This is a genomic window from uncultured Nostoc sp., assembly GCF_964245445.1.
GTDB lineage: Bacteria > Cyanobacteriota > Cyanobacteriia > Cyanobacteriales > Nostocaceae > Nostoc.
This window is the reverse complement of sequence record NZ_CAXTNE010000211.1, coordinates 1-14,689: the sequence shown is the minus strand read 5'-3', so window position 1 is coordinate 14,689 and position 14,689 is coordinate 1. Positions and strand designations below refer to the sequence as shown.

The 14,689-nt window shown below is 41.8% G+C and carries 12 protein-coding genes and 2 pseudogenes; 8 read left to right on the top strand and 6 right to left on the bottom strand.

Going from position 1 to position 14,689, the window contains the following annotated elements; genetic code table 11:
* Positions 1 to 114: 114 nt before the first annotated feature.
* Both ACFE90_RS27380 and ACFE90_RS27375 read right to left on the bottom strand, forming a co-directional pair.
* Positions 115 to 1,611: a UDP-N-acetylmuramoyl-L-alanyl-D-glutamate--2,6-diaminopimelate ligase gene (locus ACFE90_RS27380; protein ID WP_375505558.1), complete on the bottom strand. Its 1,497-nt coding sequence runs from the start codon at positions 1,609 to 1,611 to the stop codon at positions 115 to 117.
* 53 nt (positions 1,612 to 1,664) lie between these two features.
* The gene (locus ACFE90_RS27375) at positions 1,665 to 1,952 is read right to left on the bottom strand and encodes a glutaredoxin family protein (protein ID WP_375505557.1); all 288 of its coding nucleotides are present in this window, start codon (positions 1,950 to 1,952) and stop codon (positions 1,665 to 1,667) included.
* Positions 1,953 to 1,968: 16 nt separating this feature from the next.
* On the opposite strand from ACFE90_RS27375, the gene ACFE90_RS27370 reads away from it, so the two are divergent.
* The 4 genes from ACFE90_RS27370 (at position 1,969) to ACFE90_RS27355 (ending at position 5,172) form a co-directional block, all read left to right on the top strand.
* Positions 1,969 to 2,319 carry a DUF952 domain-containing protein gene (locus ACFE90_RS27370; protein WP_375505556.1) on the top strand — a complete coding sequence of 117 codons (351 nt, stop codon included), beginning with the start codon at positions 1,969 to 1,971 and terminating at the stop codon, positions 2,317 to 2,319.
* A gap of 34 nt (positions 2,320 to 2,353) precedes the next feature.
* Complete coding sequence (locus ACFE90_RS27365; protein WP_375505555.1) at positions 2,354 to 2,536, top strand: DUF4089 domain-containing protein; 183 nt, start codon at positions 2,354 to 2,356, stop codon at positions 2,534 to 2,536.
* Positions 2,533 to 3,891, top strand: a complete 1,359-nt coding sequence (locus tag ACFE90_RS27360) for an AtzE family amidohydrolase (protein ID WP_375505554.1) — start codon at positions 2,533 to 2,535, stop codon at positions 3,889 to 3,891. Before ACFE90_RS27365 ends, ACFE90_RS27360 begins: the two co-directional genes overlap by 4 nt.
* Positions 3,892 to 3,978: 87 nt before the next feature.
* On the top strand, positions 3,979 to 5,172 hold the full coding sequence (locus tag ACFE90_RS27355; protein ID WP_375505553.1) for a DarT ssDNA thymidine ADP-ribosyltransferase family protein: 1,194 nt from the start codon (positions 3,979 to 3,981) through the stop codon (positions 5,170 to 5,172).
* A gap of 7 nt (positions 5,173 to 5,179) precedes the next feature.
* Here the strand turns inward: ACFE90_RS27355 and ACFE90_RS27350 are convergent, their stop codons facing one another.
* From ACFE90_RS27350 to ACFE90_RS27335, 4 genes are all read right to left on the bottom strand, one after another.
* On the bottom strand, positions 5,180 to 5,689 hold the full coding sequence (locus tag ACFE90_RS27350; RefSeq protein ID WP_375505552.1) for a GNAT family N-acetyltransferase: 510 nt from the start codon (positions 5,687 to 5,689) through the stop codon (positions 5,180 to 5,182).
* 387 nt (positions 5,690 to 6,076) lie between these two features.
* Positions 6,077 to 7,690: a GMC family oxidoreductase gene (locus ACFE90_RS27345; RefSeq protein WP_375505551.1), complete on the bottom strand. Its 1,614-nt coding sequence runs from the start codon at positions 7,688 to 7,690 to the stop codon at positions 6,077 to 6,079.
* A gap of 764 nt (positions 7,691 to 8,454) precedes the next feature.
* Positions 8,455 to 8,595, bottom strand: a complete 141-nt coding sequence (locus ACFE90_RS27340; protein WP_375505550.1) for a hypothetical protein — start codon at positions 8,593 to 8,595, stop codon at positions 8,455 to 8,457.
* The gene (locus ACFE90_RS27335; RefSeq protein ID WP_375505549.1) at positions 8,592 to 9,101 is read right to left on the bottom strand and encodes a GNAT family N-acetyltransferase; all 510 of its coding nucleotides are present in this window, start codon (positions 9,099 to 9,101) and stop codon (positions 8,592 to 8,594) included. The genes ACFE90_RS27340 and ACFE90_RS27335 overlap by 4 nt, the downstream gene beginning before the upstream one ends.
* Before the next feature lie 246 nt (positions 9,102 to 9,347).
* Here ACFE90_RS27335 and nrdJ (ACFE90_RS27330) point away from each other — a divergent pair.
* From nrdJ (ACFE90_RS27330) to ACFE90_RS27315, 4 genes and pseudogenes are all read left to right on the top strand, one after another.
* Positions 9,348 to 10,577: pseudogene (gene nrdJ, locus ACFE90_RS27330) on the top strand (ribonucleoside-triphosphate reductase, adenosylcobalamin-dependent); the annotation flags it as partial.
* A gap of 285 nt (positions 10,578 to 10,862) precedes the next feature.
* Positions 10,863 to 11,936, top strand: a pseudogene (nrdJ, locus tag ACFE90_RS27325) (ribonucleoside-triphosphate reductase, adenosylcobalamin-dependent); the annotation flags it as partial.
* Between the two features lie 719 nt (positions 11,937 to 12,655).
* Positions 12,656 to 13,669, top strand: a complete 1,014-nt coding sequence (locus ACFE90_RS27320) for an NAD(P)-dependent alcohol dehydrogenase (RefSeq protein WP_375505548.1) — start codon at positions 12,656 to 12,658, stop codon at positions 13,667 to 13,669.
* Between the two features lie 451 nt (positions 13,670 to 14,120).
* Positions 14,121 to 14,663: a Crp/Fnr family transcriptional regulator gene (locus tag ACFE90_RS27315; RefSeq protein WP_375505547.1), complete on the top strand. Its 543-nt coding sequence runs from the start codon at positions 14,121 to 14,123 to the stop codon at positions 14,661 to 14,663.
* Positions 14,664 to 14,689 lie beyond the last annotated feature (26 nt).

Here is a 14,689-nt window from a genome sequence, read left to right as displayed (position 1 = left end):
GGGCAGGGGGGATGGAAAAGAGGAATTGCTTTGCAGGGGAAAAGGGGAAACTTTTCCCCCAGCTAAGAGCTCCCCTGCTTCTTCATTCCCCTCTGCCTCTTTTCAATGCCCAAATTAAGCTTGTATGTTCAGTCTTTGGTGCAAAGCGTCGCGTGCGTGTTCTCGGTCATCAAAATGGATTTTTTCGGTGCCGAGAATTTGGTAGTCTTCATGACCTTTACCAGCAAGTAACACTCCATCACCGGGTTGTGCTTGTAAAATAGCGGTACGAATTGCAGTAGCCCGATCGCAAATTACAGTTGGTTGTACTGTGTCAGCAATTCCCGCTAAAATATCTTGCAAAATTCGTTCTGGGTCTTCAGTCCGGGGGTTATCCGATGTCACTACCGCAACATCAGCTAACTCAGCAGCAATTTTACCCATTTTTGGGCGCTTAGTGCGATCGCGATCGCCGCCACAACCAAACACGCAAATCACTTTACTAGGTATAAACGGGCGTGCAGCTTTCAGCAGATTTTCTAAACTATCGGGTGTGTGAGCATAATCTACAATCACGCTAATATCTTGGTCAGGATTAATTTGTACCCGTTCCATTCGTCCGGGAACTCCGGGAAATTCAGGTATCACAGATGCTACTAACTGCAAATCTAGCCCTAAGTGTAAAACTGCTCCTACGGCTGCTAAAAGATTTTCTAAATTATATTGTCCGACTAGGGGCGATCGAAAAGCTACGTCACCTTTTGGTGTATGTAATGTACCACTGACACCATTGGGCTGGTAACTTAAATCACTCATCCATAAATCGGCGCTGTTGTCGTTTACACTGTAACTCCAAACGTACTCAGAATTTAACGAGGCAATTAACCGCTTCCCGTAAGAATCATCAGCATTAATTATTGCCCGTCCCTTGAGATAATTAGGGCTAAATAACAACGCTTTGGCGGCAAAGTAATCTTCCATGTCGGTGTGATAATCGAGATGGTCTTGAGTAAGATTACTGAACACTGCCACCTCAAATTCACAACCCAACACTCTACCTTGGGCCAAAGCGTGGGAACTTACTTCCATCACCCCGAACTCACTACCAGCCTTTACAGCCTCTGCTAGCTGCTGTTGCAATTCCACCGCAAAGGGCGTAGTGTGGGCAGCAGTTTGCTCAAAACCTGCCCAACGAGTGTAGAGAGTTCCCATTAAAGCTGTAGCTAGATTAGCTTTGTTGAGTAGAAACTCAATCAGATGAGTAGTTGTAGTTTTGCCATTTGTACCAGTCACACCTACCAGCTTGAGTTTTCGCCCTGGATAACCGTAAAAAGCACTAGCTATCTGGGCACAAGCTTGAGTTATGTTACTTGCACTAATGACTACCTCATTTGTGGGAGGATTTTTTTGTGCCGCTTCGGGAGAAACGATCGCAGCTACAGCCCCCGATGCGATCGCACTTTGCCAAAATTCTCCACCATCAACCCGCGTTCCTGGCATCCCAATAAATAAATCTCCCGCACGACAAGCATGGGAATTCGTCTTCAAACCCCTAACTTCCACATCTTCCATCGGATGGCTAGGCAATTGTTCAACACTGTCTACGGCCGTTAGTAATTCCCGCAATTTCATTTTGTGAACCTCGTCACCTTCTTGAGCTTGCGCTTATTCTGCATTATTTTTTTCTAATTGGCTAAATACTTACGCAACATTTGCTCCAACTGCTGCACACTAGCACGAGGAGAAGGACGCGGCAATGGTGCTTCTATAATTTCTCCCTCCGTGCCCTCTGCGCCTCTGTGGTTCGATAAATAAAGTACTGGCACCTCATACTCATACGCAGCGAACCAATCTTCACGAGTCGTAATATCCCTAATTTCCAACTCGAAACTAAGATTTTGGATTTGTTCTAACTTTTCTTGCAAACCTTCACATAAATGACAGCCGGGTTTACTGTATAAAATTAATCGCATTTGTTAATTAATTACCATGAACACTATTTTACATATCACCAAAAGCGAACAATGGGAACAAGCAAAAATCTTCGGAAGCTATCGGGGTGATACGTTAGACTCGGAAGGATTTATTCACTGTTCGACAGCAGCACAAGTTATCTGGGTGGCGAATCGTTTTTTTGTTAATCAAAAGGGTTTGGTAATTCTTTGCATTGATTCTGAACAAGTTAAAGCTGAAATTCGTTATGAAGCTGCGGAGGTAGATAATTTATTTCCTCATATTTATGGTGAGTTAAATATTGATGCTGTGTTTCAGGTTGTTGATTTTGAGGCGGGGGAGGATGGATTTTTTTTGTTGCCGAAAGAGGTTATAAGTTTAGAATAACGAACCGCCAAGACGCCAAGGACGCAAAAAAGAGATGGAAGCTTTTAATGTGGGTGAGTATGTTGATCTTATGGCGTTGTTGTTGGATTTGCAGCTAAAGGATGAGTATCGAGATGGTGTAGTGGAAAATTTTGAGAGAATTAGGGCGATCGCTAATCTTGTAAATTCTTTTCCTCTAGCGGAGGATATTGAAGTTGCACCAGTTTTTGAACCATGAATGATGCTGTATCGATAGCTGCTGCTGTACGTGAAGGCAAAGTTAGCGCGGTGGAAGTTACCAAGGCTGCGTTAGCACGCATAGTAGCGCGGGATCATCAACTCAACTGTTTTACGGCTGTGATTGCTGAGACAGCTTTAACAGATGCAGCCCGCATTGACAGGGAAATCGCCCAAGGTAATAATCCTGGAAAGCTTGCTGGTGTCCCTTTTGCGGTGAAAAATCTTTTTGATATCGCTGGTTTAACGACTTTAGCGGGGTCGAAAATCAATGCAGAGAACCCAGCAGCTAGCCAAGATGCGACAGCAGTAGCGAAGCTGAAACAAGCGGGTGCTGTGCTGGTTGGCGCTTTGAATATGGATGAGTACGCTTATGGGTTTGTAACAGAAAACTCCCATTACGGTGCTACTCACAACCCCCATGATTTACAACGAGTTGCTGGTGGTTCATCGGGTGGTTCGGCGGCGGCTGTTGCTGCTGGGTTAGTACCGTTGACGCTGGGTTCTGATACAAATGGTTCGATTCGCGTTCCAGCGGCGTTGTGTGGCGTTTTTGGTTTTAAGCCGACTTACGGAAGGTTATCTCGTGCTGGCGTAGCTTTATTTTCTAGCAGTTTTGATCATATTGGCCCTTTTGCGCGTTCGGTGCAGGATATCGCTACGGTGTTTGATGTCCTTCAAGGAGAAGACGATCGCGATCCAGTTTGCACAAAGCGCCCGCCTGAATTGGTTTTATCACAACTCAATCAAGATATCTCTGCAATCAGGATTGCTATTGCTGCTGATTATTTCACCAAAGGCGCAGAACCTGAAGCTTTAGCAGCAGTTCAAAAAGTAGCTGATGCAATAAAAGTCACTGAATACGTAACCATACCAGAAACACACCGCGCCCGTGCAGCAGCCTTTGTGATTACAGCTAGTGAAGGCGCAAATCTGCATTTGGATAAATTGCGATGTCGTCCCCAGGATTTTGATCCAACGACACGCGATCGCTTTTTAGCTGGGGCGTTAATTCCAAGTAACTGGTATCTACAAGCACAACGGTTTAGAAAATGGTATCGCGATCGCGTTCGGGAAGTCTTTCAAAATGTGGATGTGATTCTTGCCCCAACTACACCAATTTCCGCACCGCTAATTGGTCAACAAACGATGATTTTAGATGGTGAAGAAATTCTTGTCCGTCCTCATTTAGGGTTGTTTACTCAACCATTATCTTTTATTGGTTTACCCGTTTTCTCAGTACCAATTCAGCGCCAAAATGCCTTACCTTTAGGTGTGCAATTGATAGCAGCACCATATAATGAAGCGTTAATTTTACGGGTTGCAGCAGCGTTAGAGGTCAAGGGTGTAGTTTAGGTAAATGTCTTATATCATACATAAATATTGTTGTTTTTGAATCCAATTAGTACAATAGTACTACCGAAAATATTTGATGAAATAATAATGAAACGCAAAAAGACAATTGATAGTTTGTATTATATTACACATATTAATAATGTACCATCTATCCTAAAAAAAGGAGTTTTATCTCATGCAATTGTTGAACAAGAGAATATCCAACGTACACCTGTATATGACCAACAAATAGTTGCTAACCGTAGTAACAAAAACACACCAGATGGCAAAAGTTTATGGGAATATGCTAATCTTTATTTTCAGCCAAGAAACCCGATGTTATACAGAGTGATAAATGAAAATAAAGATAATGGGATTGTTGTTTTGTCAATACAACCAAGTATACTCAATCGGAAAGACGCTTTTATAACAACTGGAAATGCGGCTAGCCACTTATCACAAATTCTACCAGCAAGTAGCTGGAAAGAAAAAGAAATTATCGCTGAAATAATCAAAGGTATAGATATTGAATGGTGGAAAGAAGAAGATGGGACAAAAAGAAAAATAATGGCTGAGTGTTTAGTATTTAAGACAGTTGCACCGGATTGTATACAAGCAATTTATGTACCAACAGAAAATACTGCAAAAAAACTAGAAGAAATTATACAAAATTCTGAGTACAAAAATTTACCCAGACCACCAGTGAGCATAGAGCCAACTATGTTTTTCTTGCCTTACAACAGAATAGCTCTAACAAACACAGTTTCTATTGTAGAAGGCGATATGTTTTTCTCTAGAATGCAAACACTTACAATAAGTGTCAACTGCGTTGGAGTAATGGGAAAAGGACTAGCATCAACAGCTAAATATAGATTTCCAGATATGTATGTTCACTATGAAGATTTATGCAAGAATAAAATTTTACAAATGGGTAAACCAAAATTACATAAACGTGAATCTTCAATATTTAATCAACTAGCAGAAGAAACAACTTCTTTGCCATCTGAAAATGGAGAAACATGGTTTTTGTTATTTCCAACAAAACAGCATTGGAAAAATAATGCTGATATTGATGGAATTGAAGAAGGACTAAAATGGGTTCAAGATAATTACAAAAAAGAAGGTATCAAATCTTTAGCAATGCCTGCTTTAGGATGTGGGCTAGGTAATTTGGAATGGTCTGATGTTGGACCACTAATGTGCAAATATTTAAAAAATTTAGATATCCACGTTTCCATATACTTACCGACTGATAGAAAAGTTGCCAAAGAATTTCTTACCAAAGAATTCCTACTTTCATAAACTTGAATTATACTTCATGAAAAGCTGGTGGGTAAACAACTTTTCCCTTGTACCTTTTTTGATAGCTTTGCAGTGGTTTAACCATAAATACATCCTCTGGTACTGGAAAAGGAGACTCGATTTCATAAACAACAGAAGATTGAAAGCCAAAACGAGTATAGAAGTGGGGATGACCAAGGACAATCACTATGGCTTCTTTCTTTACCTCTGCTATTTCTAATCCTGCTTTTATTAGGGCGTTACCAATACCTTGTCTTTGAAACTGTGGATGAACTGCCAAAGGTGCTAAACCGAGTAGCTGTAGTGTTTCTTCACCCACTAAATCAATGTAGCTGAATAAAATATGACCGACTATAACATTTTCAACCTCTGCAACCAGAGAAAGTTCTGGAATATAGCGGTCAGAACCGCGAATTTCATCTACAAGTTTAGCCTCGTTTTCCTGCCCAAAGGCTAATGTATTTACCTCAGCTATTACTGTGTAGTCTGGTAGAGTTTCACAACGGATGTTGATCATTTTAAAACCAATTCCATAAATGAAGTTAAAGCTGTAGTTAATACAACTTAAGCTGTGGTTACAAACGCTGATGATGTAAACTTCAAGCAGTAGTTAAGAAAGATTAAGGATTATTTATAAATACTCCTGATGTTATAAGTAAAAGTAAAGTTGTAGTTAATACAGCTTAAGCTGTGGTTATAAATGTTGAAGCTGTAGTTAATACAGCTTCAACTGTGGTTAACACAGTCTCATCTGTGGTTATGAATGCTCAAATTGCACTTAATTATAAGTTTTAAAAACACCCAAGAAGGGAAATTGCATAGGCGTTACCTAGGACCCTGGAATCCCGGTTGAGCGTTTTCTGAATCTCTGTTTTGTGAGTCATGTTATCTCCAGGCAAGCGAGTTAGTTTGCCATTGCTGAAGCTATTTGCGATGAAACGCCACCTGCGGCTTTAATTAAATCGGCTCCTTTTTCGCCGATCATAATCGTGGGCGCGTTCGTATTGCCCCCGACCAGAGTTGGCATGATTGATGCATCAATAACCCGCAACCCCTCAACCCCATATACCCGGAGTTCGGGATCAACAACCGCCATTGGGTCAGTTCCCATTTTGCAAGTGCCGACAGGATGATACCCCGTAACGCAAAATTCCCGGATGTAAGCTTCGAGTGCTTCATCGCTAATCACCTCAGTACCGGGACTGATTTCCTCACCTCGAAACTGATCAAAGGCACTTGTATGAAATAATTTACGCATTATTTTAATCCCTTCAACTAGCTTTTGCACATCGGATTGACTTTGTAGAAAGTTGATCCGAATAATTGGTGGGTCTTTGGGGTCAGGCGATAGCGAAGCGCTGCTGCCTTCGGCAGGACGCAAACTGACACTGCCAATGTTTTGAGGATGAGTCAAACTGACTGTAACAGTGAATCCCAAACCAGAGAGAGTTTTGCCAGGAGATATCCACAGAATGCTACCGAAGAAAAACTGTAAATCTGGCGTGGCATCCAGATTACCTTCGGTATGCAAAAACAATCCGGCTTCAGCGTTACCATTACTGCTAATTGCCGGGTCTAACCCAGCAATTACCTCCTGTGCCACAGGACTGGTAATTATCTGGTGTGCCACAGGAACGAGAGAGTGGTCTTGGAGGTTTTGACCGACACCAGGCAAATCAACGACGACAGGAATCCCCATTGCTTGCAGGTGTTCTGCATCACCAATGCCGGAAAGCATCAGCAGCTTGGGCGAATCGAATGCACCAGCACTTAAAATCACTTCTTTATTAACCCTGGCTTGGTGCAGCGTTCCCTGGTGCATATATTCCACCCCAACGGTGCGGGTTCCCTCAAACAATAACCGAGTCACTAACGCTCCTGTTGTTATTGTCAAATTGGGACGCTTGAGAATTGGCACCAGGAATGCAGCAGCAGCACTGTGACGTTTACCATCCTTTACCGTCAACTGATAAAGTCCCGCACCTTCTTGCTGTATTCCATTGAAATCAGGATTGTGGTTATATCCGATTGCCACGGCTGCTTCTACAAATCGTTGGGATGCCACAGTAGGGGGTTGAATATCGGTCACGCTCAACTCACCATCAACCCCGTGGTATGCGTCAGCACCGCGTTGCTGGTTCTCAGATTTCTTGAAATAGGGCAATACATCTTGGTAACTCCAACCAGGATTCCCCAATGACTGCCAGTGGTCATAATCGTGATGATTGCCCCGGATATAAATCATGGAATTAATCGAACTGCTACCACCCAAGACTTTGCCACGGGGACAAAAGATTTTGCGGTTATTCAGGTAAGGTTCTGGTTCAGAGAAATATTTCCAGTCCAGTTCCGAGCGAGGTAAGTTGGGGGATTCCAACGGGATTTGAATCTCAGGTTTAGTATCTGGATTGCCAGCTTCGAGTAGTAACACAGTTGTTTCACTATCTTGTGTCATCCGGTTGGCGACAACGCAGCCTGCCGAACCTGCACCAATCACAATATAGTCATATTGAGTCATGATATCCTCGCTTGTAAATTCAACTACTTCAAGAACTGTAACTTGAAGATTGGTTAAAGCTTAAAGTTTACAAATCTGACCAAAAACGAAAAGGATACAGAGCAAGTAAATTTATTTATGGAGAAGCAAAAAAATGTATTTCAAGACGCAGAGCGCGAGAAATACTACGTCCGCTGACTCAGAGTAAATAAATTTATTTATGGTTACTGAGTTTACGGTGAGCGCAGTCGAACTGCGTAGCTGAAGTATGGGTTCTCCCCCCTGCTCCCTGCTCCCTGCCCCCTTTCCTCTTTTTGACTGTTGCATTACGATCAACAGAGAGATTCATGCTGAATCAAACAATATAGGACTTACGCACTGTACAAAATAACTATCTTGTGCATTAACGTAAATACGTTGTTTCAGGCTTTTGTCAATCACCGTTGATTGGGTGCGATCGCCAAAATCTCATTGAAAAACCTAGCTATAAGCCTTGAAAACTATACCTGTTATTTTAGCTTTTCTGTCAATGCGTAAGTCCTACAATATTAAACCAATTCGCAATTCCGTTTTGTAACGGGGATTTTACCCCGACACAAAACGTGCTGCCAATAGAGGCAGGGGAATTAAACCCCCAAACTTTGTTAAACATGATGTTCTCCTAGGAAGAGTTAAGTTTTATTAAATCAATTTCTTTGTCAAAAAAAGAGTATAAAGAAATCGGACATTTGTTAGGTTTCACTTCCCTACGGGACGCTGTTCGCGTTCGTTCAACCAACCGGCAATTATCCCTTACTGAACTGTATTGGGTCATAACGGCGAATTTTCTTGACAAGTTTAGCCTCGTTTTCTTGCCCAAAAGCTAATGTATTCACCTCAGCTATTACTGTATAGTCTGGCAGAGTTTCACAACGGATGTTGATCATTTTAAAACCAATTCCATAAAAACCCAGTTTGCTCGATGTTCTAAAGGAATCTCTGTTTTTTCCAAATACGGCTCGATATCCTGAAAGCCAAATACACGATAAAGTGCTTGTGCTTCTTTTGCAAAAGGGGCGCTGTCTAAACGTATCCTTGAGTAATCAATGTACGCAGCTTCATTGATGATAGTTTTTAATAAAAACCGACCAATTCCTTTTCTACGGAATTCTGGTTTTACATACATCCTTTTAATTTCACCAACATCTTCGCCAATCTTTCGTAAGCAAGCACAGCCAGCTATTTTTGCCTCGTATTGTGCCAGAAGTAAGCGTCCTGAAGGGGGTATAAATTCGTCAAGTTGAGTCATATATTGCTCAAAGAATGTATTCACATCTAAATTGATGCGGAACTGATGGCTGAATATTAATTTAGTCTCATTAAAATATTCCCAAAATAGTTTGTGTATATGAGATTTATGTTCCTCCGTTTCTACCTGCATAATTTTAAGCAAAATTTATGCCTCCGCTAAGTAATTGAATAATAATCGGTATAAAGAGAATTTATTTATTAGTTAATTTGTAGTTATTAAAACTCAGTATCGATATTTTACCCAAGGGTGAAGGACATTATACATCATAAATTTCTGTTGCAAATAGTACGGACTATAGGTAGCGTAAAGTGGACAATTTGACAATCTTTAATACTAAAACTACTTGGCGTATAGTCATAATCTGTCCGCACACAACACACTTAGTATATGGTTAGAGAACTTGAAAGAAAACGCCAGAGTGCAAAGTTTCCTGAAACTGCACCGGCTGCTAATCCCGTATTTTTTAGAACCTATAGCCGCCGCACAAAGGCGGGATTAAGGGAAACATGGGATGAAGTATGCGATCGCACTCTACTCGGCTTAGTCGAGTTGGGAAAGCTAACTCAAGAAGAATGTCACATACTCGATAAGATGCAGCGCAACTTGAAAGCTATGCCTAGTGGACGCTGGCTATGGGTTGGTGGAACAAACTGGATAACCAAGCCAAAGAATTTTTCTGGGGCTTATAATTGCACCTCCACCAATCTTGAAGACTGGAGTGCCTTCGGATTAATGATGGATTTGGCAATGATGGGCTGTGGTACTGGAGCCATCATAGAACCACAATTTATTAACCAGTTGCCCCCCATCCGTAATCAACTGAATGTTACTGTACAAGGCGAAATTGGCAGCACTCCTATCCAACAACGGCGTGAATATACTGAAACTCATATAGAAGGGAATAACGTCACTATTCACGTTGGAGATAGCCGTGAAGGTTGGGTTGAATCATATCAAGCCCTATTAGAACTCTCCACTGATGAACAATTTTCAGCAGAAGTTGAAGTATTAGTCGATATCAGCGATGTCCGTTCATCAGGAGAAACTCTCAACGGCTTTGGAGGAGTTGCTAATCCTGTAAAATTGCCCGGACTTTATCAGTGTTGTGCTTCTATCCTGAGTAAAGCTGTAGGACGGCAATTAAATTCAGTTGAATGCTGTCTGTTAATCGATCAAGGTGCTGTAACAATTGTCGCAGGCAATATCCGAAGAAGCGCGGGAATGCGTCAGTTTGATTCTAGCGATCGCCTAGCAGCCGATGCCAAAGATAATTTATGGCAGCAAGATGAAAGTGGCAACTGGCGAATTGATCCAGAGCGTGATGCACTCAGGATGGCAAACCATACGAGAGTTTTTCACCGCAAGCCAACCTTAGAAGAATGTCTTAATGCTGTCCGCAAACAATATTATAGTGGCGAGGGAGCGATTCAATGGGCTGGTGAAGCCGTAGCGCGATCGAATATTGATTTGCTGCCAACACAATCTGACAAAGTTAATTTTTTGCAAGCTTACGAACAAGGAACAGCAAAACAATGGTTACAGGAACGCTATTCAAATCTTGATGCGTCGGAGCTAGAACATCGTTTGGCTCGCTATGGGCTAAATCCGTGTGGTAAGTGATTTTGCCTCACGTTAAAAACCTCGCAAAAACGGGGAAGGCTGAGATGCTAATCCCGTGGTAATCAAAGGAACTAAAAAGCCTTTGACACCGTACAGCGTAGAGAGTGAAACTAGATTACATCCAAAATTGTTGTCTAGAATATAATCTCTCCAAGAGTGCGGGGGCGTATGTGAAAAACACTTTTATTATCTGAAGTGACATGTGCAAAATGTACGCGGAGCTACTGCGAATAATCAAGCAGTAGAACTAGGGGATAAAAAGCCTCTAGGGTAACAAATGTGGAAATCATCGGTAGTAACTTTCACTGCAATTTGTCTGAGGTTCACCTCAATCAAATCGATCCACATAACTACAAAGAACAAGAGGAGGCTTTCACTGCTGGGGCGCTATCTGTAGCAGCACTTTTAAATCACAAATTCCTGGAACCACGCTATCAATATAGCCGTGAACTAGATCCAATTGTTGGAGTTTCTTTTACAGGTTTATTTGATTTCTTTGTCCATGCTTTTGGTGTTGATTGGCTGCGTTGGTGGGAACAAGGAAGACCTGCAACTCCACAAGGGTTAGCTTTCAAACGTGAGGAAGAAAAATATCTAAGTTCTTGGAAAGATGTTGTACATCGGGTGGTTTGGGATTACTGCGATCGCCATAATTTCAAGCGTCCAAATCGTTGCACTACAGTTCAACCCAGTGGCACAAAGGCATTATTAACCAATGCTAGTTCAGGATGGCATCCCCCAAAAGCGCAAAGATTTATTCGCCGCATCACCTTCGGCAAAAATGACCCAGTAGCCTTAGCTTGTATTGACTACGGTTATAACGTCATTCCCTCTCAATCAGATAAAGATGAACAAGGTAATTTGCTCAACGATCCCTTTGATCCACGGGTAAGTGAATGGTTAGTAGAAATCCCTGTTTCTGTATCTTGGGCTGATTTACCAGGTGCTGATGAAATTGATGTTTCTAAGTTTTCAGTATTAGCCCAATTTGATTTTGTCCTCCAGGTTCAACGTTGGTATGTGACTCATAACACATCAGCAACTTTAGAACTTCGCTCTGATGAAATCGAACCTTTAGGACAGCGCATCTACGAAACCATCCAGAATGATGAAGGATATATTTCAGCCGCTCTTTTAGCTCGTTTTGATGATTTGCAATCATTCCCACGTTTGCCATTTGAACCGATAGATAAACCAACCTACTATCGCTTGAATAAAGAGGTGAAGGCACGGCGGAAAACAGATGATTTCTGTGCAGTCTTAAGCCGCTACGATTTAGGCGAAATGGCAGAGGCTGGCCCTAGTGGTTGTGACTCTGATAAGTGTATGTTTCCCGATCAGCAACCAAGCTCATAAGGCGAAATGACTATCAATTTAGAGTAGTCACTATTTATCTATTACAATAAACAGCAGTGGTTTAACTTCATATTAAACTACTGCTTTTTAATTATCTATTTTCCCCTCCTTATAGCATTTCTTTGTGCTGACTTTTCACGTTATGTGGAAAAGCTAACGATTCACCTAACCCCCTAACCCCCAACACGTCGCGGGAAGGGGGAAAATTCAAAGTCTCTCTCCTCAAAGGAAGAGAGAAATAGAAGTGAGGTTTTCCAGATCCCGTAAAAAGTCAGTTCTTTGTGAGGCTGCACCAAACCCTTTTAACTTCTTTCTTTCTTTGCGTCCTACCCTTCTCCTTCGGAGACGCTCCGCGAACGTGTCTATGCGTCCTACCCTGCGGGAAGCCCTCCGGCTTGGTGCAGTCACTTATGGGGGAAACCCCCTTGGCGCTAGCCTCTCCCTTTGGGAGAAGACCGCGCTGCTTCACCGCTTTGCGTCTATGCGGTTCGTTTTTCTTACTTCCTTCTTCTACTTACAGCAGAATTCAAGTATTTGAACCACACCTGTGGTAGGGGCGCAAGGCCTTGCGCCCTTACCGCGTGGTCTATTTACCTGAAAATAGCTGTAAATATGATTTAGTGCATCTTCATACATAATTGCTACCAGTAATTATTTTGGTGTAGAAAAGCAACACAAAATTTCTCTAAACTATAATTTTTGGCAAAAGGAGTCTGCCAATGAAAGCTTACGAAATTCAAAGCAACGCCGGGATTGATGCCCTCGCATTAGTCGATCGCCCTGAACCAAAACCAACTGCGGGACAAGTTCTCATTCAAGTCAAAGCAACATCCCTAAATTACCGCGATCTACTTGTCATTGAAGGATCTTACGGTGCTGGACAGAAATATCCCTTAATTCCCCTGTCTGACGGTGCGGGGGAAGTCGTGGCGGTAGGGGAAGGTGTGACACGGGTTAAAATAGGCGATCGCGTCGCTGGTATTTTCTTCCAAGACTGGATTTATGGCTCTTTAACCAAAGAGAAAATGAAATCCGATTTAGGAGGCGGTATCAATGGAATGCTAGCTGAGTATGTTGTATTACACCAAGATGGTTTAGTAATATTACCAGACTATCTAAGCTATGTTGAAGCCGCAACCTTACCCTGTGCAGCAGTCACAGCTTGGCATGGACTGGTGACAAAAGGCAATATTCGCGCAGGTGATAGTATTTTATTACTCGGTACAGGAGGAGTTTCGATTTTTGCTCTCCAGTTTGCCAAGATACATGGTGCTAGAGCGATTATTACTTCTAGCAGTGATGAGAAATTAGCACGAGCTAAACAGCTTGGTGCTGACGAAATAATCAACTACAAAACAACACCAGATTGGGAAAAGCAAGTTTACCAATTGACTAATCGCACGGGTGTAGATCATGTAGTTGAGGTAGGCGGTGCAGGCACTCTGCCAAAATCACTGCAAGCAGTCCGTATTGGAGGACGTATTAGCTTGATTGGCGTATTGTCAGGTAGAGGAAATGAAATTGACCCTATGCCAATACTTTTTAAAAGTTTAACAGTTCAGGGAATTTATGTTGGCAGTCGAGAAATGTTTGAGGCGATGAATCAAGCAATGCAACAGCATCAAATCAAACCAATTATTGATCGAGTTTTCCCTTTTATTGAAGCACAAGAAGCTTATCATTACCTTACAAGTGCGACTCACTTAGGTAAAGTCGTAATTTGTAATTCGTAATGACGCTCGTTCCTCGCTATCGCTAACGCTAACGTAATTCGTTCTTATGCACCGCATAGGAATATCTATAAAAAGGCTTGTTAAAACGGACTATAACATTTTCTCAGTCATCTTTAGACAACTTTCGCTATTAGACTTAGAATTCATTCTGAGGCGGGCTATTTTACTATGTAGTTTGTATTATTTTGCTCTCAACCTTTAGATAGATGATAAATGCTTTAGTAAGCTATACTAACTTTTTTGATTGATATCAGGATTTATTTGCTACAGTAAATTTCTAATTTAATTATGTTATCTTATAAATATGTTTACAATAAATATAAAAATCTAATCTTTTATTAAAACATTTTTAGGGAATACACCTTTTGACATATAGGATTCAAATTATTGATTTTTCTCCTTATGCCTGGAGTTGCCTTTTCTAGAGACGGCTACATTCAGGAGAATTCCAATGTCATTAGACAAAAATGCCTTTGAGCAACCAGCAAATAAGTTGCTTGCAGCTCTGCCAGCCAGTGATTATCAGCGTCTTATTCCCCACATGAAGCTGGTTCCGCTATCAAATCGGCAAGTCCTTTACCAAAGAGGCGAACCGATCACACAGGTCTATTTTCCTAATAAGGCAGTGGTTTCTATAATTACCACTATGGAAGATGGCTCGACAGTGGAAGTTGGTTTAGTGAGCAATGAAGGTATGGTGGGTATGCCCGTAATTTTAGGAGACACCACCACAATCACAAATGCTGTTGTGCAGATTCCAGACACTGCCATGCAAATCGATGCAGATATACTCAGAAACGAGTTCAAGCGAGGTACAGTGCTTCAAAGCCTACTGCTGTGCTATATGCAAGGTGTATACACTCAAATAGTACAAGAATCTGCCTGCAACCGTTTTCATCAGCTAGAGGAGCGGCTGGCTCGTTGGCTGCTGACAGTTTCTGACCGTCTGGAATCAAAGGAATTTCCGGCGTTGCTGAATAAAGGGATGAATTGATTTATGCAGGTACAGTTTGATACCTC